Annotated in this window: 14 protein-coding genes; 10 read left to right on the top strand and 4 right to left on the bottom strand. The window is 29.5% G+C overall.

What is annotated here, in order from left to right:
- Window positions 1–51 precede the first annotated feature (51 nt).
- Together B3C18_RS09490 and B3C18_RS09485 are read left to right on the top strand one after the other, a co-directional pair.
- The gene (locus B3C18_RS09490) at window positions 52–690 is read left to right on the top strand and encodes a porin family protein (protein ID WP_291145937.1); all 639 of its coding nucleotides are present in this window, start codon (window positions 52–54) and stop codon (window positions 688–690) included.
- A gap of 236 nt (window positions 691–926) precedes the next feature.
- A complete protein-coding gene (locus B3C18_RS09485) occupies window positions 927–3,143 on the top strand; it encodes an FG-GAP repeat domain-containing protein (protein ID WP_291145934.1) in 2,217 nt (738 codons plus the stop codon).
- 301 nt (window positions 3,144–3,444) lie between these two features.
- Here the strand turns inward: B3C18_RS09485 and B3C18_RS09480 are convergent, their stop codons facing one another.
- Window positions 3,445–5,904 (bottom strand): toll/interleukin-1 receptor domain-containing protein, encoded by a 2,460-nt coding sequence (locus tag B3C18_RS09480; RefSeq protein ID WP_291145931.1) that lies wholly within the window; start codon window positions 5,902–5,904, stop codon window positions 3,445–3,447.
- A gap of 458 nt (window positions 5,905–6,362) precedes the next feature.
- Here B3C18_RS09480 and B3C18_RS09475 point away from each other — a divergent pair, with 458 nt between their 5' ends.
- The 5 genes from B3C18_RS09475 to B3C18_RS09455 all read left to right on the top strand — a co-directional run bounded on the left by B3C18_RS09475 (window position 6,363) and on the right by B3C18_RS09455 (window position 10,768).
- A complete protein-coding gene (locus tag B3C18_RS09475; protein WP_291145928.1) occupies window positions 6,363–7,481 on the top strand; it encodes a hypothetical protein in 1,119 nt (372 codons plus the stop codon).
- Between the two features lie 6 nt (window positions 7,482–7,487).
- Window positions 7,488–8,264, top strand: a complete 777-nt coding sequence (locus B3C18_RS09470) for a hypothetical protein (RefSeq protein WP_291145925.1) — start codon at window positions 7,488–7,490, stop codon at window positions 8,262–8,264.
- 126 nt (window positions 8,265–8,390) lie between these two features.
- Window positions 8,391–9,248 (top strand): hypothetical protein, encoded by an 858-nt coding sequence (locus B3C18_RS09465; protein ID WP_291145921.1) that lies wholly within the window; start codon window positions 8,391–8,393, stop codon window positions 9,246–9,248.
- 29 nt (window positions 9,249–9,277) lie between these two features.
- The gene (locus tag B3C18_RS09460) at window positions 9,278–9,547 is read left to right on the top strand and encodes a hypothetical protein (protein ID WP_291145918.1); all 270 of its coding nucleotides are present in this window, start codon (window positions 9,278–9,280) and stop codon (window positions 9,545–9,547) included.
- A gap of 63 nt (window positions 9,548–9,610) precedes the next feature.
- Entirely contained in the window at window positions 9,611–10,768 is a 1,158-nt protein-coding gene (locus B3C18_RS09455) for a hypothetical protein (protein WP_291145915.1), read from the top strand.
- A 77-nt stretch (window positions 10,769–10,845) separates the two neighbouring features.
- Here B3C18_RS09455 and B3C18_RS09450 read toward each other — a convergent pair whose 3' ends face one another.
- Together B3C18_RS09450 and B3C18_RS09445 are read right to left on the bottom strand one after the other, a co-directional pair.
- The gene (locus tag B3C18_RS09450) at window positions 10,846–12,090 is read right to left on the bottom strand and encodes a relaxase/mobilization nuclease domain-containing protein (protein WP_291145912.1); all 1,245 of its coding nucleotides are present in this window, start codon (window positions 12,088–12,090) and stop codon (window positions 10,846–10,848) included.
- Window positions 12,078–12,470 carry a plasmid mobilization protein gene (locus B3C18_RS09445; RefSeq protein ID WP_291145908.1) on the bottom strand — a complete coding sequence of 131 codons (393 nt, stop codon included), beginning with the start codon at window positions 12,468–12,470 and terminating at the stop codon, window positions 12,078–12,080. The genes B3C18_RS09450 and B3C18_RS09445 overlap by 13 nt, the downstream gene beginning before the upstream one ends.
- A gap of 853 nt (window positions 12,471–13,323) precedes the next feature.
- Between B3C18_RS09445 and B3C18_RS09440 the strand changes: the two genes are divergently transcribed.
- Window positions 13,324–16,011 (top strand): KAP family P-loop NTPase fold protein, encoded by a 2,688-nt coding sequence (locus tag B3C18_RS09440; RefSeq protein ID WP_291145905.1) that lies wholly within the window; start codon window positions 13,324–13,326, stop codon window positions 16,009–16,011.
- A gap of 131 nt (window positions 16,012–16,142) precedes the next feature.
- On the opposite strand, the gene B3C18_RS09435 is transcribed toward B3C18_RS09440, so the two are convergent.
- Window positions 16,143–16,556, bottom strand: coding sequence for a helix-turn-helix domain-containing protein (locus B3C18_RS09435; RefSeq protein WP_291145903.1), 414 nt, complete (start codon window positions 16,554–16,556; stop codon window positions 16,143–16,145).
- 173 nt (window positions 16,557–16,729) lie between these two features.
- Here B3C18_RS09435 and B3C18_RS09430 point away from each other — a divergent pair, with 173 nt between their 5' ends.
- Both B3C18_RS09430 and B3C18_RS09425 read left to right on the top strand, forming a co-directional pair.
- Window positions 16,730–17,584: a hypothetical protein gene (locus tag B3C18_RS09430; protein ID WP_291145900.1), complete on the top strand. Its 855-nt coding sequence runs from the start codon at window positions 16,730–16,732 to the stop codon at window positions 17,582–17,584.
- A gap of 13 nt (window positions 17,585–17,597) precedes the next feature.
- On the top strand, window positions 17,598–17,936 hold the full coding sequence (locus B3C18_RS09425) for a hypothetical protein (protein WP_291145898.1): 339 nt from the start codon (window positions 17,598–17,600) through the stop codon (window positions 17,934–17,936).

The raw sequence follows: 17,936 nt of genomic DNA, 5'->3' as shown, positions 1-17,936 counted from the left end.
GATTGGCAGCTCTCCTGTTTCAGAGCTGCCAATCTAAAAAAACAAAATGCAATGAAAAAATCAATGCTAATTTTAAGCGCACTTTTTTTGTGTGCCACAGCTATAGCTCAAGATCAAAAAGTTAAAGTGGGGCTAAAAGCAGGTTTAAATATTTCAACCCTGACTTGCGATGAAAGTGAATTAAATTCATCATCAAAAACTGGGTTTACAGCAGGTGCAATGGTAGAAATTCCGCTTACGAAAAGATTTTCACTTCAACCAGAGTTACTTTACAGCCAGCAGGGAACCAAACATTCTTTTTCTGATAAAGATGTAATAAATTCAAACTATAATGGCACTATCGAATTGAATTACTTAAATATTCCGGTTATGCTGAAATATTTTGTTCTAAATGGATTAAGCCTTCAAGCGGGGCCTCAACTAGGAATTCTTTTTAAAGCTAAAAATAAGTACGAAGACAATTTTTTAGGGTATCGAAATAAGGAAAGTTTTGACCTGAGTGATTATTCAAGCGGTATAGATGCCTCTGTAAATTTTGGATTGGGCTATCAATTCAAAGATAAATTTTATACTGACTTAAGATATAATATTTCGTATTCGAATGTTTTTAAAGAAAGTGATGTCAATCGTTTTATAAATAATGATATGAAAAATAGGGTTTTTCAAGTCACGATTGGGTATTTTTTTTAATAAAATCATATACCTCATTTCAATAAAAAACGGCCAAATATATACTTATATATTTGGCCGTTTTTGGTAACTATGGTACGACATATTTTTTTATTCTAAAATCTTCAACGAAATATCTCATTAATAATAAGAAACATATAAAAAAAATTAAATTTGTTTCTAAAAACTCAGTAGAACTCTGGAAGTCATAAAAACTAGAGTAGGCTTTATTAACATAATTTAAGAATTCTAATTCTATGAAATTACCTTTAAATGCTAAATGCCATTTATTTATTTTTATTTTTTTGTTAGTTTGTATCAGCCAATATTGTTCTGCCCAAAATTTTGGACCTGGTGAACTAATTAACGGGCCTGGTTTCGGGTATGGGCGCATCAAAACTTTTGACGCCGATAATGATGGTGATTTGGATGTATTAGCTTTTCCATATTTGTATTTTAATGATGGTCATGGCAAAAAACAAAAAATGGTGGTTATAGGAGACAGCAAAAAAGAGTATGAACACTATAGTATTGAAGACATTGACGGCGACAAAGACTTAGATATTGTCGTACTATATAAAAGTGGTGAAATAGCGATTTTTATCAATAGCCCGAAAGGTTTCTCCAAAAAAGAACAAAAAAATAAAATAACCTATAATCCTTCTGAGTATGCTAAATTGTATTTATACGATGCCAATTCTGATGGTATTTGTGATATTATTATCTCTGGTCTAAGAGGAGTGCCAATTGCCTACATAGGCAATAAAAATCAGCAGTATACCTATTTCCAGACCTTCAACGATAATTTCCGTGATTTATCTTTTGTTTTGGGAATTGATATAAATAAAGATGGGATTCAGGAACTGCTGGTGCCAACTTATTCAAATGAAAATGGTGAGAAACGTTCTTTAAAAATCTATTCTTACAAAGGGAATAAATATGTTTTAGTAGACACCATTATCCTTACAACTTCGGGAATGGATAATTTTACGCTAATGGATATGGATAAAGATGGGGATTTGGATTTAGTGTATTCAGAAAACTATAATAATCCTGGTATATATTGGATCGAAAGAAATAGTAAAGGCGGTTTCGGAAAAACACATACACTAATTAGTTCCCTTGAACTGGAGAGTTTTGAACTTGGAGATTTTGATTCAGACGGAGATCTTGACATCGCTTATTTTACACAACAAAATCAATATACTTTTGTCAACTGGGCAGAGAATAAAGGGAATAATGTTTTTATCAAAAATCAGAAAAGTTTATTACCAAATAGTAACGGATCTAAAATATTCTTTTTTGAAGATTTTGATGGTGACAAAATAAAAGATGTATTGTTTTATGATGACGATAACGAACAAATCAGACCGCGATTCACAATGGTGCTACAACAAAAAAATGGAACAGTAAAAGAAAAACACACGTGGGTTGTAAAATCTGATTGCTCCGGCTTTCTTTTTACTGATTTAGACAATAACGGCACCAAAGATATTGTAGGCTATTATAACAATGAATTATTCTATACTTTGATAGACAATAAAGGAAAATATTCAGAAACATTAGAATTGGCAAGAAGCCCTTTTAAAATTCAAAATCTAAAATGTGCCGATATTGATAATGATGGAAAAGATGATTTAGTAATATGTTCAGAAGATAGCGAAAATGGAAAACTAGGATGGTTTAAAAATGAAGGAAATATAAAATTTAATCATTTCACCATTATACATGACGAAAAGGAAAGGCTTATAAACTTTGAAATTATTGACTATGATAATGATGGCAACAAAGATCTTGCTGTAGACTATTGGACAGATGAAATACGAGGTTTTTATATCTATAAGAATAGTGGAAATGGTGTTTTTAGCAAAAACAGAACTATGGTTACAGAAACTAAAGAGGCATTCCCTAAAATTGCTGTTTGGGATGTAAATGGAGATAAAACAGACGATTTAGTTGATCTGGATTCAAAAACGTGGTTCAACTATCTGGGGAATGAAAAATGGGAGAAAAAATCAAGTCCGTTTGAAGATCAATTTATAAAAGGCATTTATAAAGCAAAAGTAGACAATAGTAATTCATCTGACTGTATAATGTTTTCAAGCAGTCTCAAATGGTTAAAGTATAACAATGGACAATGGCAAAGTAAAGTTATCCCAGTTGATTTTGGCATTGATATAATAAGAATTGGAGATATTAATGGAGACGGTTATGACGATATTGTATGCCTGGCTAATAAATATGATTTAGCTGAAGGATTTAGCCAGGATATTGGTTTTAGCTATCAATATTCTATAATCTGCTTATTAAACGACAAGTCAGGTAATTTTACACCAAAGACTTTGTGTCCTGTACCAGATTTAAACAGTATTGAACTACAGGACATTGATAATGATGGTGATCTTGACGTTCTTGCTTCTATTAAATGGGGTAAAGCGGGTATCGAAGTATGGAAAAATTTAAGCCGTAATTGATTTTACGATTCAGGTTTATAAAATCTTTCTACATAAAAAAAAGCCTGAGAATATAAATTCTCAGGCTTTTTATTTCAAAGTGACCTTGACGGTACAGAATTCGAACCACTTGTTAGAAGATTTAAAGATTTTAAATGATGCCTAATTTTATGATTCTAACTTAATACTAAAGTGGGTTAGAGCCACCTGGAATTCCTATTTAAACAATAATATTAATACATAAAAAAAAGAGTACTTTAAGTAGTTAATTGAAAAGTATGACAGAAATGACACATTTCTAGATTCGTAACAAAATCGAAATTTAATACTGCTTGAGTTTTTCGATTAACTTATCAATATTTTCTTTAGGCAATTTATTTTTTAATTTGGAATCTATCAATCTAAGAGATTCTCCCAATTTTCCTGAGAGAGCAAGACTTTTAACCTCTAGTATATTAATGGTATTATTATATGTATTAGCTTTAGGATTCTTTGCTTTTAACTTATGCAATGTTTCAACCATTAACTCAGGTAATCTAAATTTTTCACAAATTTCAATTTTGGTTAATAATGGAAAAGGCGTATCTGGAAATCTACCAATACATTCATCAATTATAGCTAAAGCGGTATCTCGATCATTTTCGAATGTCGATATATATTCAGCTTTAACGCTGTAATACATTTCATTAGATATGTCTGTGTTAATTAATTTTAAATCATTAATTAATTCTTCAATTGTCAATTTATAATTATCTGTTTTGACTTTAAAAAGGCAGCGAATGTAAGCTAGTATATTATATGGATTAAGTTTTTCATAATCATAAATTTCCTTAGCGTATGAAAACGCATTTTCAAAATCTTCAATATCAATATAAATCTGCACTAACTCTCTTCTACCTTTTATCGAGTTTTTCTTGATATTTAAAAATTTTTCTATATTTTCTTTTGCGAGACCTATGTTACCGGATAATCTGAAATAAAAGCCAAGCAAATAATAACGATCTTCTTTTTTTAGGTTTCCTACTTCTTTAAAAAATCTATCACTGCTACCAATTCTTGCTAAAGAAAGGCACAACATGTAAGTAATTTCATTAAGTATATGTTTATCCATGAAAGTAGAATTTTCAAGTACTCTATCTGCTAATTCAATTATAGTGTGATATTTTTTTCCTTTATCGTACAACTCATTAATAGTCTTTAGAAAATGAGACGGTATTAAGTATTCATTTGGTACAGCTATTCCATTTTTTAAGGAATTTCTAATTGTATATACGACTTCAGATAAATCATTATCTGACTCTTCTATGGAGTTGACAAATGCTTCAGTATGCTTTTTAATAATATCTTTAAATTCTCGTGGCATTGATGTTCTGGTTCTTGAAATATAATCCCTAATCCCATCATTCAAGCGAATATATTCTTTAGATGCACCTAAGTGTTCGCAAATTCCATTTATGATAAATTCTTTTATTAGACCTATGTAATTTTCACTAAGTGAAATAAATTCGTTCAGAAAATCTATACTGATAAAATCAAATTCTGATAATAAAAGAAGTAAGTTTAAAGACTCTGTATTTTCTTCATATTGTTTTATAAGTTCCTTTACCTTTTCAGTATTATATTCAACGATTAAATACGAATTTTCCTTAAGATAGTTTATTCCCTGTGCTCGAATAATATCTATACAATAAAAAATTTGCTCGGGAAATCCTTGTAATGTGTTTTTAAATATATCAATGGCTTCCTCATCTAATACAATTTCAAATAAATTGGCATATCTTTTAAGAAGTCCAATTCTTTCTTTGGGGTCAAGTTCGCTTAAATTGATATGATATATTTTTTTATTTAAATTGTATGCCTTATAAAATCTATATTTTGAAATGATATTAAAGTAAAGATAGTCGTCATGCTCTGTGAAACTATTTATAATACTATCAAACCAATCAGCAAGTTCTCCTGATGGAGAAACTATGCATCCATTATCTATGACTTGAATAATTTCTTTGGCTTTGTTAATATCGATTAATAATTGATTTATTAATGAAAGCTTTTCATCAATTGTTTTAAACATCAAATTTTTAATGTCTATTTCTTCAGAAAATCCTAAATCATATAGTTTTAATATAAAATCTTCTACACTTTCATTAATATCTAGACTTATTTTTGTAAACTCATAAGATTCTTTAATAATTGAACACTTTATTAAAGCCTTCTTGTTAAAACTTTTACGTCCTATTTTCTCTAACCCACAAACAAAAACACAATTTGGCGCATTTAAATCAAAGGAATCAAATCGTTCTTCAAATTCAGAAATTTGTTGATTTCTTCCTACAAATAAATTATTCTTTTCCTTAACTAATGGATGATATTGCCATGAAATCTCAATTAACCTTTGATTTATTCTTCGAGCCGCTAATTTCGGGCGAGAGATATATTGAATGTTGTATTCTTTTCTCATCCAATCGGGAATTCTATGATCTTTATATGTGATATTCTCATCTATAATAATGGGGAAAATTCGTTGCAATTCTCCCTTTTTTAATTTGTCATAGCTATTCAAAATTTCTTTTTGAACCCATTCAGAATCCAGTGAATCGTTAGAAATAAATAGAACAAATAGGTCTGATCTATCTAAGCCACTCAAAATTTCCTCATAATTTTTCATTCCTTCTTCAAAGGATACTTCATCATAGATACATTTACTCTGCCCTAGATATTTATGAACAATTGAGACATATCTTTTTTTATCTATACTACTATGGGACAAAAATGCTTTCGCCATTTTTATTTTTTTTTAATTAATAAATATTTTTTTTGCAATAAATACTTTAAGTTCAGAAAAATATAATTTTTAATACAAATCAAAAATAAAGATAAATATGATTACACCACACGTACTTTTACCTGTTTAAATCAATTTTCGAACAATTATATTGGCTTCTAAAAACTATTATTAAAATTTGTTTATGTCTATATTCTGAAAATATTTCTGTCAATTTTTTATTTCTTCTATCTGCGCAAAATGATTGCGCACTTGATTTAAACCTTTGTATAAGAAAATTAAAAATATGATAGCAATTTTAATTCTTTAAAATAATATTTTACTGTAAACAATTAAATAAATATTTACAGCAAAAAATATGAAGAAAAAAAATAATAAATTTCTTTCTAATTTAAGTATCTTTCTTGTGTTTTAATTTTTCAAATAACTACTGATTAACCAATTAAATAATTATAAAAATGAATTGTACATATTGTGAAAGTCTACAACCAGAATTAGGATTTTTTTGTCCAACATGTTTTAAACAAACTAAATGTAAAAAATGTAATGAAAAACTACTTAAAGATGCTCCCATCTGTGTTTTCTGCGGTGAAGGAGTAGAACAGAAAAACTCCACAAATAATATTAATACAATAGAGTTTTCTGAAAATCAAACAGAGAGAAAATTTAAAGCAACTTTTACTGATACCGTAGGACAAAGCATAAGTGAATCGTTTGGAATGATTTTGTCAGGTAAAATAAATTCAAAAAATATTCTCCCTACAGCCGTTGCTACAAATGATGTGAAATATGAGCAAAATAATACAATCGATGCTGAAGTTGAAATTTTAACAACAAATATGGCAGATATTAAAGAAGATAATTCTTATCCAAACTTGAAAGAGATAAAATTACGAGATTTAGCTAAAACGGAAACTGATTGGGTTTTAGTTTATGCTTTTACAGCGTCAAAAGGAGGAACTAAAGAATTTATCAGAGAAGATATTTTACAATTATACATAGAATCTGATAGGAAGACTGATGCAAGGATAAAAGGATTATCGCAATTATTTAAAAACTGTACTAGATCAATGTATATTAAACCTGTAAATGATAGCAACTATATTCTTTTAGATAAGGGAAAAAATAAGGTTTTAGAAATTTTTCAAGGTAACTCAACATCTAAGCCATCAAACTCCTCTAATACAAAGAAAAAAAGTATAGACTCTCAAAAAGTTGGCGCGAAAACTAAAGCAAAAGTTAGTTCAGGAAATGACGCTAAATTTCTTGCGGAATTAAATTTGAGACCTAAAGATAAAGAATCTTTAAAGGACTTTTCAGCTAAGTATAAAATAAATACATCTGAAGAGGTATCACTTTTAATAGTATATTACCTTGTTGAGATTTTAAATGAAACCGTTACTTTGTCTCATGTTTTTACATGTTTAAAAGAATTAGGAAAAAAAGTTCCTACACATCTTAAACAAACATTAATAAATAATAAAAATAGTAAAAATTGGATAGATGTAACTAACTGGGACGATATCAAATTCACTACCTCAGGAATGAATTGTATTGAGCATGATTTAAAAAAATAATAAACTATGATTGAGTCAAATGAATTAAACAGTTTTATTGATAACATTCCTGATTTTTTTGATTTGAAATCTTCAGATCAGATTGATTACTTCGTTTATTTCTTAACGGTAGAAAAAAACAATCCTGACACTCAAATAAATTTGGTACGTGAATGTTTTCAAAGTTTAAATTTAACGCCTTATAGTAATATATCACAATATTTAATTAGTAATATTAAAGGTAAGGAAAAGAACACGCCCAAATTTTTACGAACTAAAAATGGTTATCAGTTACATAGAAACTTAAGAATTGCATTAGAGTCTAATATCATAAAAAACCCTGTCAAAGCAAAACTTAAAAAGGAACTAAGAGAAATTTTAACATATGTAACAAATCCAATAGAAAATGAATTCTTAAATGAGGCTATTAATTGTTTCGAAATATCAGCATATAGAGCCTCTATAGTCATGGTTTGGAATCTAACTGTTGATCATCTGTATGAATATATATTAAAACATGAATTAGATAGTTTTAATCTAGCATTATCAAAGAATACGGACAAAAGGGTTAAAATTTCTAAAATATCAAATAAGGATGACTTCAGCGAAATTCCAGAAAATAAATTTATTGAGTTTTGCAGAAGTGCTAATATAATTAGTAATGATATAAGAAAAATATTAGATGCTAAATTAGGGATCCGTAATTCTTACGCGCATCCTTCAAACATTGTTGTTACTGAAAGTAAGACTACTGAATTTATTGAAGATATAATTAAAAATGTTATTCTAAAATACAAATTATAGAAATAACTTTAAACATAAATGTTGGGTAATTAGTGGAAAGTTAGTGGGATTTTAACCACTCATTTTTATGCGAATATTGCATGTGCGTTATTATATTATCTTAATTTTTATTAAAAAAAAATTGTAATGGCAGAAATTAAACAATCTGAAAAATTAATGATCGAAAGGATTTTAGGAATGGATGGTGGATATGTTCTAAATTTTTCAAACACCTCTTTCCAAGAATTTATATTTAACCTCACTAAGCTCGATATATACAGTACGAAATATGAAATTTACGGACATTCAAAAGCTAAGAGATTGAAGGTATTTTGGCAATTGGAATCAGATTTAATTGTAGGGAAAGTAATTAAAGAACTAATTGAATATTGGAAAACTCAAAAATTGATTTCCAATCAGAATATAGATAGCAATGAAGCTCTGTTAGTTGTAGAATGTGAGAAAATTATAAATCGTCTACTAGGCATTAAAAGTAAAGAAGTTAGGAACGATGTCTCAACAATAAATGAGTTTCTGAATAAGGAATTTAAAGAAATATCACTATATAAACTAAATATTGACAGCACTGTTACAGAAATTTTAAATAAACGCTTAATTGAAATTAATAAAAGTATTGTCCACGATGCACCACTTTCTGTGATAATAATGTGTGGCAGTGTATTAGAAGGTATTTTACTAGGTGTGGCAAGTTCTAAAATGAGGGAATTTAACCAAAGTACTGCGAGCCCCAAAAATAAGGATACAGGAAAAGTTTTGCCGTTTTATGATTGGACACTAAGTAATTTTATAGATGTCGCTCATAACATAGGCATTTTAGGTCTCGACGTAAAAAAGTACAGTCATAGTTTGAGAGATTTTAGAAATTATATTCATCCTTATCAGCAGATGAGTAGCGGTTTTAATCCAGATCTAGATACCGCAAAGATATCTTGGCAGGTATTAAAAGCTGGGATTAATGATTTGACTCGAAGTATAAATAAATAATTTTAATTTTAACAAAATCTATAATTACTATGGAAATCAATGATTTTTTGAAAAACCCTGGAGAGCAAAAATTTGAAGTAGATTTAGGGCTAACTTTGATTAAAATTTTACAAATTACCAATACAAATCAAGGTTATTTGAGGTCAGTCTTAAAACGACAATTAGAAATTCAAGAATTAATTAAAGGAAATGTTGCTTCAAACGAGAATATTTCTGAAAAACTTTCCGAGATAGAGAATCTAATTTTTAAATTTTCGGATGAAGAATTTCAGAATGTCTTGAATAAGGTTTTAAAATAAAAGGCATAGATAATTTACTAAACGGACTTACTTCACTCATATTTATTGAAATTTAAGATTTTCATGGAAAAAGCAGTCGATTATGAAATAGCAAACTGGAATTTAGTACCTGTAAAATACTTAGACTTTTTTCAAAAAAAAGCAGATTATAAGATAGAATCAATTCGAGATCTAAACTATAATTGTTTAAGATTGTATTCTTTATTTAAATGTGTAGGTATTGACAAGCCAAATGGAATTTACACAATGTTTAAAGAAGGACTTCCTCTGGACAATTTAATATGGTGGGATTTTGTAGTTGAAAATGATGAAGGATTTGTTCATCTTGTAAGAACATGCAAACAATTAGAAGTTACTTTTTATCATGAAGATTCTAACTTTAATATACATACGTTTTTTCAAAAAAACCTTGAAAAATATAAAGATGAGATAAATATTCAAATTTTGAAATTTGAAAAACATATAGTTTATATAAACCATTATAAGAGCTATTTGAATTCAATAACTGATTTAATCGAAGAAGTCCGTAGTAAAAATTTGGACGAGCCATCTTTAATTAAAGGTCACATTGCCCCAAAAGAAGATATAGACATTTATCTTTCTGATCTTAAACTGTATACAGATAATTTAATCACCTTTCATCCAAAAGCTAAATCTCTATTGTTAAATACGGCTTTTATGATCGAATCTTTTATTAATATTATCATTAGAATAGGAGTAAAAAAGGAATTGTTGAATTATGAAAATGTCTTAAAAAAATATCTTAACTACAGTTTTAAGGAAAAGTTAGAAAACATAAAGTTCTTCACTCATATATTTAATCATGATATCGATATAGATAGACAAGAGATAAAAAATATTTTAGATCTAATGTCTATCAGAAATAAGTATGTTCACTTTGACGAAAATTCTAAAATAAACATTCTAGGAGAAGAATATTTTGATGATATATTTCCGTTATTTAATCTTACTAAAAAATCTTTTCAAATCGAAGTTCTAAATAAAACGTACTTAAATCCTTCAAAAGAAAATGTCGAAAAGTATTATGAAAGTGCATTTAATTTTATAGATTACATCTTTAGTTTAATTGATTATCGATACATTGAAAATATTAAAATCTTAATCGAAATAAACCCTTTGAGTTATAACACTAAGAAGAAAGTGTATTCTGCTATTTTTCCAGATGCTGGTATTGAATTTTATTTAGACCTAAAGAAATGATTATTGATAAATTTAGTTAATCTCTGAATAATTATGTAAGTTGAAAAATGGAAAAGGATAAATGTACACTCTATTAATCAAATTCCTCTCTTAATTGTTTTCTTCTTTCTTTGTTTAAATTCTCTAGATATATAGTCATTTATTTTTTCACCACGAAGGAGTATATCTGCAAGATTTTCTTTTACATGCTCTCGCGATTCGAGATTTTGAATGTTTTCTGAAACGGTTGAATTGGACTTTTGGTATTTCCTTTCAAGTGCAAGAATGTTCATTGCACAGTTTTCCTGAATTCCTTTTGCACTAAATTCTTTTCCCAGACTGCTTCCATTGAGAACCGACTGTGTTTTAAAGTCGATAAATGTAATTCCATAAAGTTTTCCCTCACTGCTTTTTCTTAAAATAGTATGAATGGCTTCATCTTTGAGCCTTTCGGATAATTTCTCGATAGAAGTAATTCTTTCATCAAAAAAAGCCTGTCTCAAAGCATTTTTAACGTGGCTTTTGCCGTATTGCTTCTTTGTTTCATTTACCCTGAATTTTTCCTCAAGAAATTTTAAGGTAGGTCTGCTATAGAATTCGCTGGCTTTTATCGGCACGCCTATCGGTTTCGAATTTTGGTCAAGTATCTTGTAAAGCAGTCCGTTGTTTTTAAAAACTCTCGATTCCTCAGTTCCTCTGTCAGCATGAACATTGTAGAGGTTTAAAACCGCGTTGAGTTCAGGCAGGCTTGAAAATTTATAGTCAAATAGAACCTTGTTTAAAACTGAATTGATTGCCTTTCGGGACTCTGCTTTTCCGTATTGGACTCTGCCGACATCTATCGGATTTAACGAAAATTGTTCTTTCTGTTTTCTTCCTTCGGCTTTTACAAGGCCGAACATTTCTTCAATTTCTTTTCGGGCAGGTTCTGATTTTCTGATCCCTAATAAATTCAGATCTATTCTTTTTCCATCTCTCTGAATGTTGTTTGTCACGATATGGCAGTGCGGATGACCCGCATCATAATGCTGATACACCAGGTAAGGCTGTCTGCCGAATCCGAGTTTTTCCATATAAGTGTCTGCAATTTCAGCCAGTTTTTCTTTCGAATGATTCTCTGAAGGATCAAAGTTGAGTGAGATATGCACTGTATTTCGCTTCGCATTGGTATTGAGTTCCGCCAGTTTTAGAAAGCGGTTTAATTTTGAAGTAAAACTCAGTTTCTCCAGTTCCAGCGGATAATTCACAGCACTGATACATTCAGCTTTTCCAATCTCAACTTTATTTTCGTTGTAATTCAGAATGCTTCTTATGGACGAGCTTGTTTTTATCACTGCAACCATTTTTCTGCTATTTTCTGGGTGTGGTCTGATACCTCTTCCATCTTATCAAAAAGTCTTTTTCTCTGTATCTCGAACAGATAAAGATGCCCTTTGAAATCGGGAACTGTTTTGAACGTGTTTATTTTTCTGGCGATTTGATTGATATTATTGCCGATTACCCGTAATTCGGAAGTAAGCAAAGCTGTCTCTTCCATCAGATCGTCTAAAGACTGATTTCTGTAAGTTGCTACAATTGGTTTGTTGAATAAGTGACTTCTGATATGGTCACTTAATTTTCGGCAGGTGCTTGCTCTAAATCTTTTTTCCAGTTCGGCATACTCCAAAGGAGTGAATCGCAGTCCCACGATTCGTGTTCTGTTTGAATTTTCTCTTTTCATCATCTTTCATTTTCATTATTATCAAACTCTTTGAATTTAAGTTTCTCCACCGCCGAGTTCCGAGGCAATGGGTGGCAAGATAGGCGGTTGTTAAACAACCGTTCATCTTGCTGATTGCAGGAACGTGGCAATCTTTGGAGATTTTTAAAAGCAGGCTTCTAATTTAGCGAAAATATTTATATGTATCATGCGCAAAATATGGTCATGATGGCTGTAGACTGTTACTATAGATAAATGCTTAAAAAAAGAAAAAAGGAAAAAAGAAAGCAGTCTTCAATTGGACAGCCAGACAGTTGAAGTGCTATAAGTCCCGAAGGGCATTTTTTGAGGAACGAAGAAAAATGTTATGCGCACTTCTCTGGCTCTGTCCAATACCTTGCTTTGCTTTTTTATTTTGTTACTTATAGTTTAAATATTTAAAAATGATAAAAATATTCTTATTTTATCCGTTAAAAGGAAACTAAAAAAATTATATTTGATTCAATTTAAAGTATAAAAGATGTTTGAGAAGTTCGAGAATTTTGTTGAAATTATATTTAGTTCATTTTCGCGTAAGAGAATGTTTTTTTTAATAGCAGTAATATTCCTTTTCTTTGCTTACCAATCGAAAATTGAAAATTTTATCGAATTAAATTTACTGATAAATAGAGACTTTTCAAATACATGGTTAGATATACTTTTACTTTTAACTTCATTTTATTTTTCTATATTTTTCTTTTATAAAATATTTAAAGACAGATATGTGCCATCGTACAATGAGATTATTTTAAGCATATTATTTATCTTTTACTGCTTTTATTATTTGTTAAAGACGTCAACTCTAGATTGGGAATTTACTTCGTCAAAAGTTTTTAATATGCCATTCAAGTATATTCATTTTATACTTATACCCTTAATTGTGTTTATTATTTCTTTTTCTTTCAGATTTCTCTATGATTCATTTTTTCTATCGAAAATTAAAGCGCCAGTTAATTTTTCAAATGACAGTGCTATTGATGATATAAATGAAGATGAACTTGATTACGATACTATAGTAAATAAATTGACAGATGTTTTAAAGAACCATAATAGTGAAAAATCATTTACTATCGGTTTAGTGGGGCCTTGGGGAAATGGTAAATCAAGTATTATAAAAATGGTCAGCTCACAATTAAAACCTAAAATTTCTTTTTTTAAAATGATGTTCAATTATTTGAAATTTGCTGACAAAGACAATCCTATTATAATTAATTTTTTACCGTATCTCAATCATAAGGAAGAAGACATAATAAGTGAATTTTTTACATCACTTAGTAAAGAGTTATCATATTTTAATGGAAAATTGGCTAATCAGATATTAGAGTATTCGAAGCGTTTAACAAATATCTATAAAGAAAACCAATTAGTTGAGTTTTTTGAAAATGTTGCGTCTAAATCGATAGAAACTCCTTCAAAGAATTTGTACGATGATATTAATATTAGACTTGGTGAAATAGGTAAAAAAATTATTGTTTTTGTTGATGACCTCGATAGATTAAGTGACAGTGAGATTTTAGAAGTTTTAAAATTAATTAGGAATACAGCGGATTTTAATAATACCATTTTCGTTGTTGCGATGGACAAAGATTATGTTGTAAGTCGGCTAAAAGTCAATAATGAAATTTTAGACTCAAAATTTATTGATAAATTTTTCCAATTAGAGATTTTATTACCCGAATTAGAAACAAAGACATTAGGAGAATATTTTATAAAATTGCTCCTGAAATCCGATTTAGCATCGATTAGCAATTTTGAAGACAGACTGAATTTTGCATTAAAAAATAAATACAATTTATTTGATTTATATGTTAAAAATCTTAGGGATGCAAAGAGAATTGCTAACCAAATAATATTTGAATATCCGTTTTTTGAAAGTGAACTCGACTTAAAAGATTTTATGAATTTCACATATTTCAAGCTGAAATTTCCAAAACTGATAAAGATCTTAAATGACAATCGAAATACTTTATTAAAAATTGATAAAACGGGACAATTTTATCAATTACCAATGGTTAAACCTTCCGACAAAAAAAAGCTATTTAATACAAATCAATCTAAGGAAACAGTTATAATAATCGACAAATTCCAGTCCTTAGACAAATATAAAATATATGAAGAACTAAAAGCTGAAGATTTGACTGTAAGGGACTTTATTAATGTTCAGAAAGATGATTTAGATTTACTTTTAAAAACTTTAGCATGTCTGTTTGGAGAAGAAAATGAAATTGAAAACAACCATTCTATAAAATTTGAAAATAATTTTAGAAAGTTAATGCAACAAAAGTTTCTCACAACAGATTTATTGGAATCTGAATACCAACTCCTTTTCCAGAACGCTGATCTGCCATTAAATGATTTAGGAACTCCCTATAATCTACCATACGATTTAATAAATGTTTTATTTGAACAGCACAAGTTAACTGAGCTTTTAAAACGATTTGATTATTTTAATTCAAATAGCATTCCTCACGTAAAATGGTCAATACTAATTCTAGGAATACTATATGAAAAAAGAGTTGATTATCAACTTAATGAAATTGAAGTTTTAAGACTATTACACTCTTTTGTCGATAAAAGGATCGAGTTAAATGCTGATAATAAAGGAGTAGGCACATGGTTATTGAACAATATGTTTGAGGAAATTTTGTCTCTTGAAAATAAACTTTTGTTGTATGGAGAAATTTGGCATAGAAGAAAAGATAGCCATTTATGGGATATTAAAAGAGAATACTTTGTAAGTCTTACTTTGGAGGCTTTTAAAGAATATGTAGCACAATTCAAGGAACAAAAAATAAATGTTGACAACTATTCAATCTATAATGTATATCATAGTATCAAATTAGTCGGAGGTATTGAAAATGAAATTAAGCAGATTTTTATTAGTCTTTGGAATGATGAAAATATAGAAGTTTTATGTGTTCAGATGACACAATTTGCTCCATTTTCAGGGTCTGGCTTCACTATCTCCGATTTTGCAAGCGAAATATTCCAAAACAAGCTAAATTTTATAAACTTTGTTGAAGGACTAAGAACTGAAAGAAATAACATCAGCATCATTCAATTTTTAATGCTATTTAATTTATGTGCTATAACAGATTTTTCAAAATATATTCTTTTTAAATTTAGAGATGACTCTATGATGATTGCAAGAGTAACAAAAGAATTGGAAAAAAATAAATTAAAAAAAATAAATGACGCAGAAAAGATCCAAGTCTTTTTTGAAAGTAATGATGAAGAAATAATAAATAAAATTATTGTAAACGAATCTTTGAAAAGTAAATATGAAATGTCAGCATTTCTTTTTAAAGAAAAACACTATTTATTGGTAGTTTTTGATGAAGTTAATGCACGTCATAATATTGGGCTCGTATTTCCCCAAGAAATGTTACGAAATGTTATACCAAATACATCTTGGGATCAGAAACCTTTTACATTAAGTAATGTTTTGAATAAAAAGCCATTCTACATTTCTGGTGAAAAATATATTGAAGTGTTTTCTATTCAACCACCTATACCTATAGCTTAAGAAGCAAACTTATGGCAGGAAAAGAATTATAATTACATGCAAGGAACGTGGTTACATATAAGTGATAATACTCCAATAAAAAAGAGACTCGAAGGTCTCTTTTTGAATTAATATATCTTTTATAGAAAAGCTTATTTGGCTTTTAGTAATTTTTCCAAATATTCAACTTTGTCTTTTTCTGCTTGAATCAAACGTTCGTATAATTTGAGTTGCTGTTCATGGGCTTCTATTAGTTTATCAAGAGGATTAAAATTACAATGACTTGCATTGAATGCTCCATTTGTAAAGCTGTTATCACCAAAAGTGTTGAAATAATTAATTACACCTTCATCAGAAAAATTTTTAATTGCTTCTACAGTTACTCCCAAGGCTTTTGCCACTTCTGCTAATTTTTCATCATCAATATCTTCACTATTTTCTAATATCGAAACAGTCTGCTGGTTTGTTCCCATAGCCTGCGCAAGTGCTTCCTGTTTCATGTCTTTCAGTTCACGGATACGGCTGATTTTGCGCCCCATGTGGTTTGGTTTTGTTAATGTACTCATAGCTCAAAGATAATAATTAAGAATAAAAAAGCGGGATTCATGTATGATACAAAAAATCTCATGTACGGTACGGAAAAATTTGATACCGTACGGTACAAGTAATTGCTTACTTGCCTGTGTGTTAAACAAAAATACAATTTTTCAGACAAGTATTAACTAAAATGAGTAAAATTATGAAAGCAATTCAAAACACCGCATCCGATTTAATTTATCGAGTTATTTCGCAGAACATCGATCCGATAGGCATTTACTGTTTTGCAGAGAAGAAGAGCAGTTATACTTTTAATGAGCCTTTTCATAAGCCTGTTAAAAAAGAAAAGCATGTTCATCTTTATCTGCTGGTCATAGCAGAAGAGTTCGAGGACAATATAGCCAATGACATTACAGATAAGATTAAGGGCAGATCGAAAGGTATGATAACCGTTACTATTCTCATGCACAGCCTGCGAAATATTGTGAAATTATACGGCGACCAGCAGTTATTCTTATGTAATATTATTAGGAACTCTCAGGCTCTGTTTATTGATGCCGAGAAGCATCCTAAAATTAACATAGATTCTGGGATACGTCATGTAAAAAGCACCACATTATATGCTGAAGACCGAAGCAGTGTTAGTGCATCTATCTGGGATCTTATTTACAATAATGACCAGTATTTTTCCTATGAAGTTAGAATGAGTTCCCTTCATCAGATCGTAGAGCAGACGTGTCTTTCACTTATAAGGGTATTTCTGGGATACACACCTAACCATTTTTCTATGGGCTACTTATTTGAACTGTGCGAATACTTTACAGGCATAACTTCTGATTACTTCCCCCGAAACAGCAGGGATGAAAAAAATATGTTCAGACTTTTGAAAAAGAATCCGAACACACTTCGATTCAGCAGAAGAAACAGCTCTGATTATCTGTACTATCAGCTGATGGAAGACAGATGCCGTGATTTTATGAAAGAGGCAGAAGCTATGATTCAGAAAGAACTGGAGAGGCTTGAGGAAATTCATCAAGAAGTGACTTTATCAGCATAAAAAAAATGAAGTTATGAAAACTGATGAAATCAAGAAACTGGAGAATATCGGGGTATTAAGCGGAAGACTGCTTAACATCCTGAAACCAGCAGACGATAAAAGAGGAATGTACAGTGCAGAGATAAGAGTTTATGATTATTATGAGCTTGTTTCAATTATAAAAAACCTGATAAAGCTCTGCATTATTGCTTTAGATCAGGACAGCGCAGAAGTTCCACGTACGATTGAAAACCAATATATTGATGTTGGGCTTATATTGGGAATTGCTCTTCAGTTATTTCCAGTTGACGAGTTTGAACTTTTAAATGAGATTGCTGATCTGTTTTCAGAAAATAAAGAAGAAACTGAATAG

Source organism: Flavobacterium sp. UBA7680 (assembly GCF_002482975.1).
GTDB lineage: Bacteria > Bacteroidota > Bacteroidia > Flavobacteriales > Flavobacteriaceae > Flavobacterium.
The sequence above is the reverse complement of the archived record's forward strand: the minus strand, read 5'-3'. Positions and strand labels throughout refer to the sequence as shown.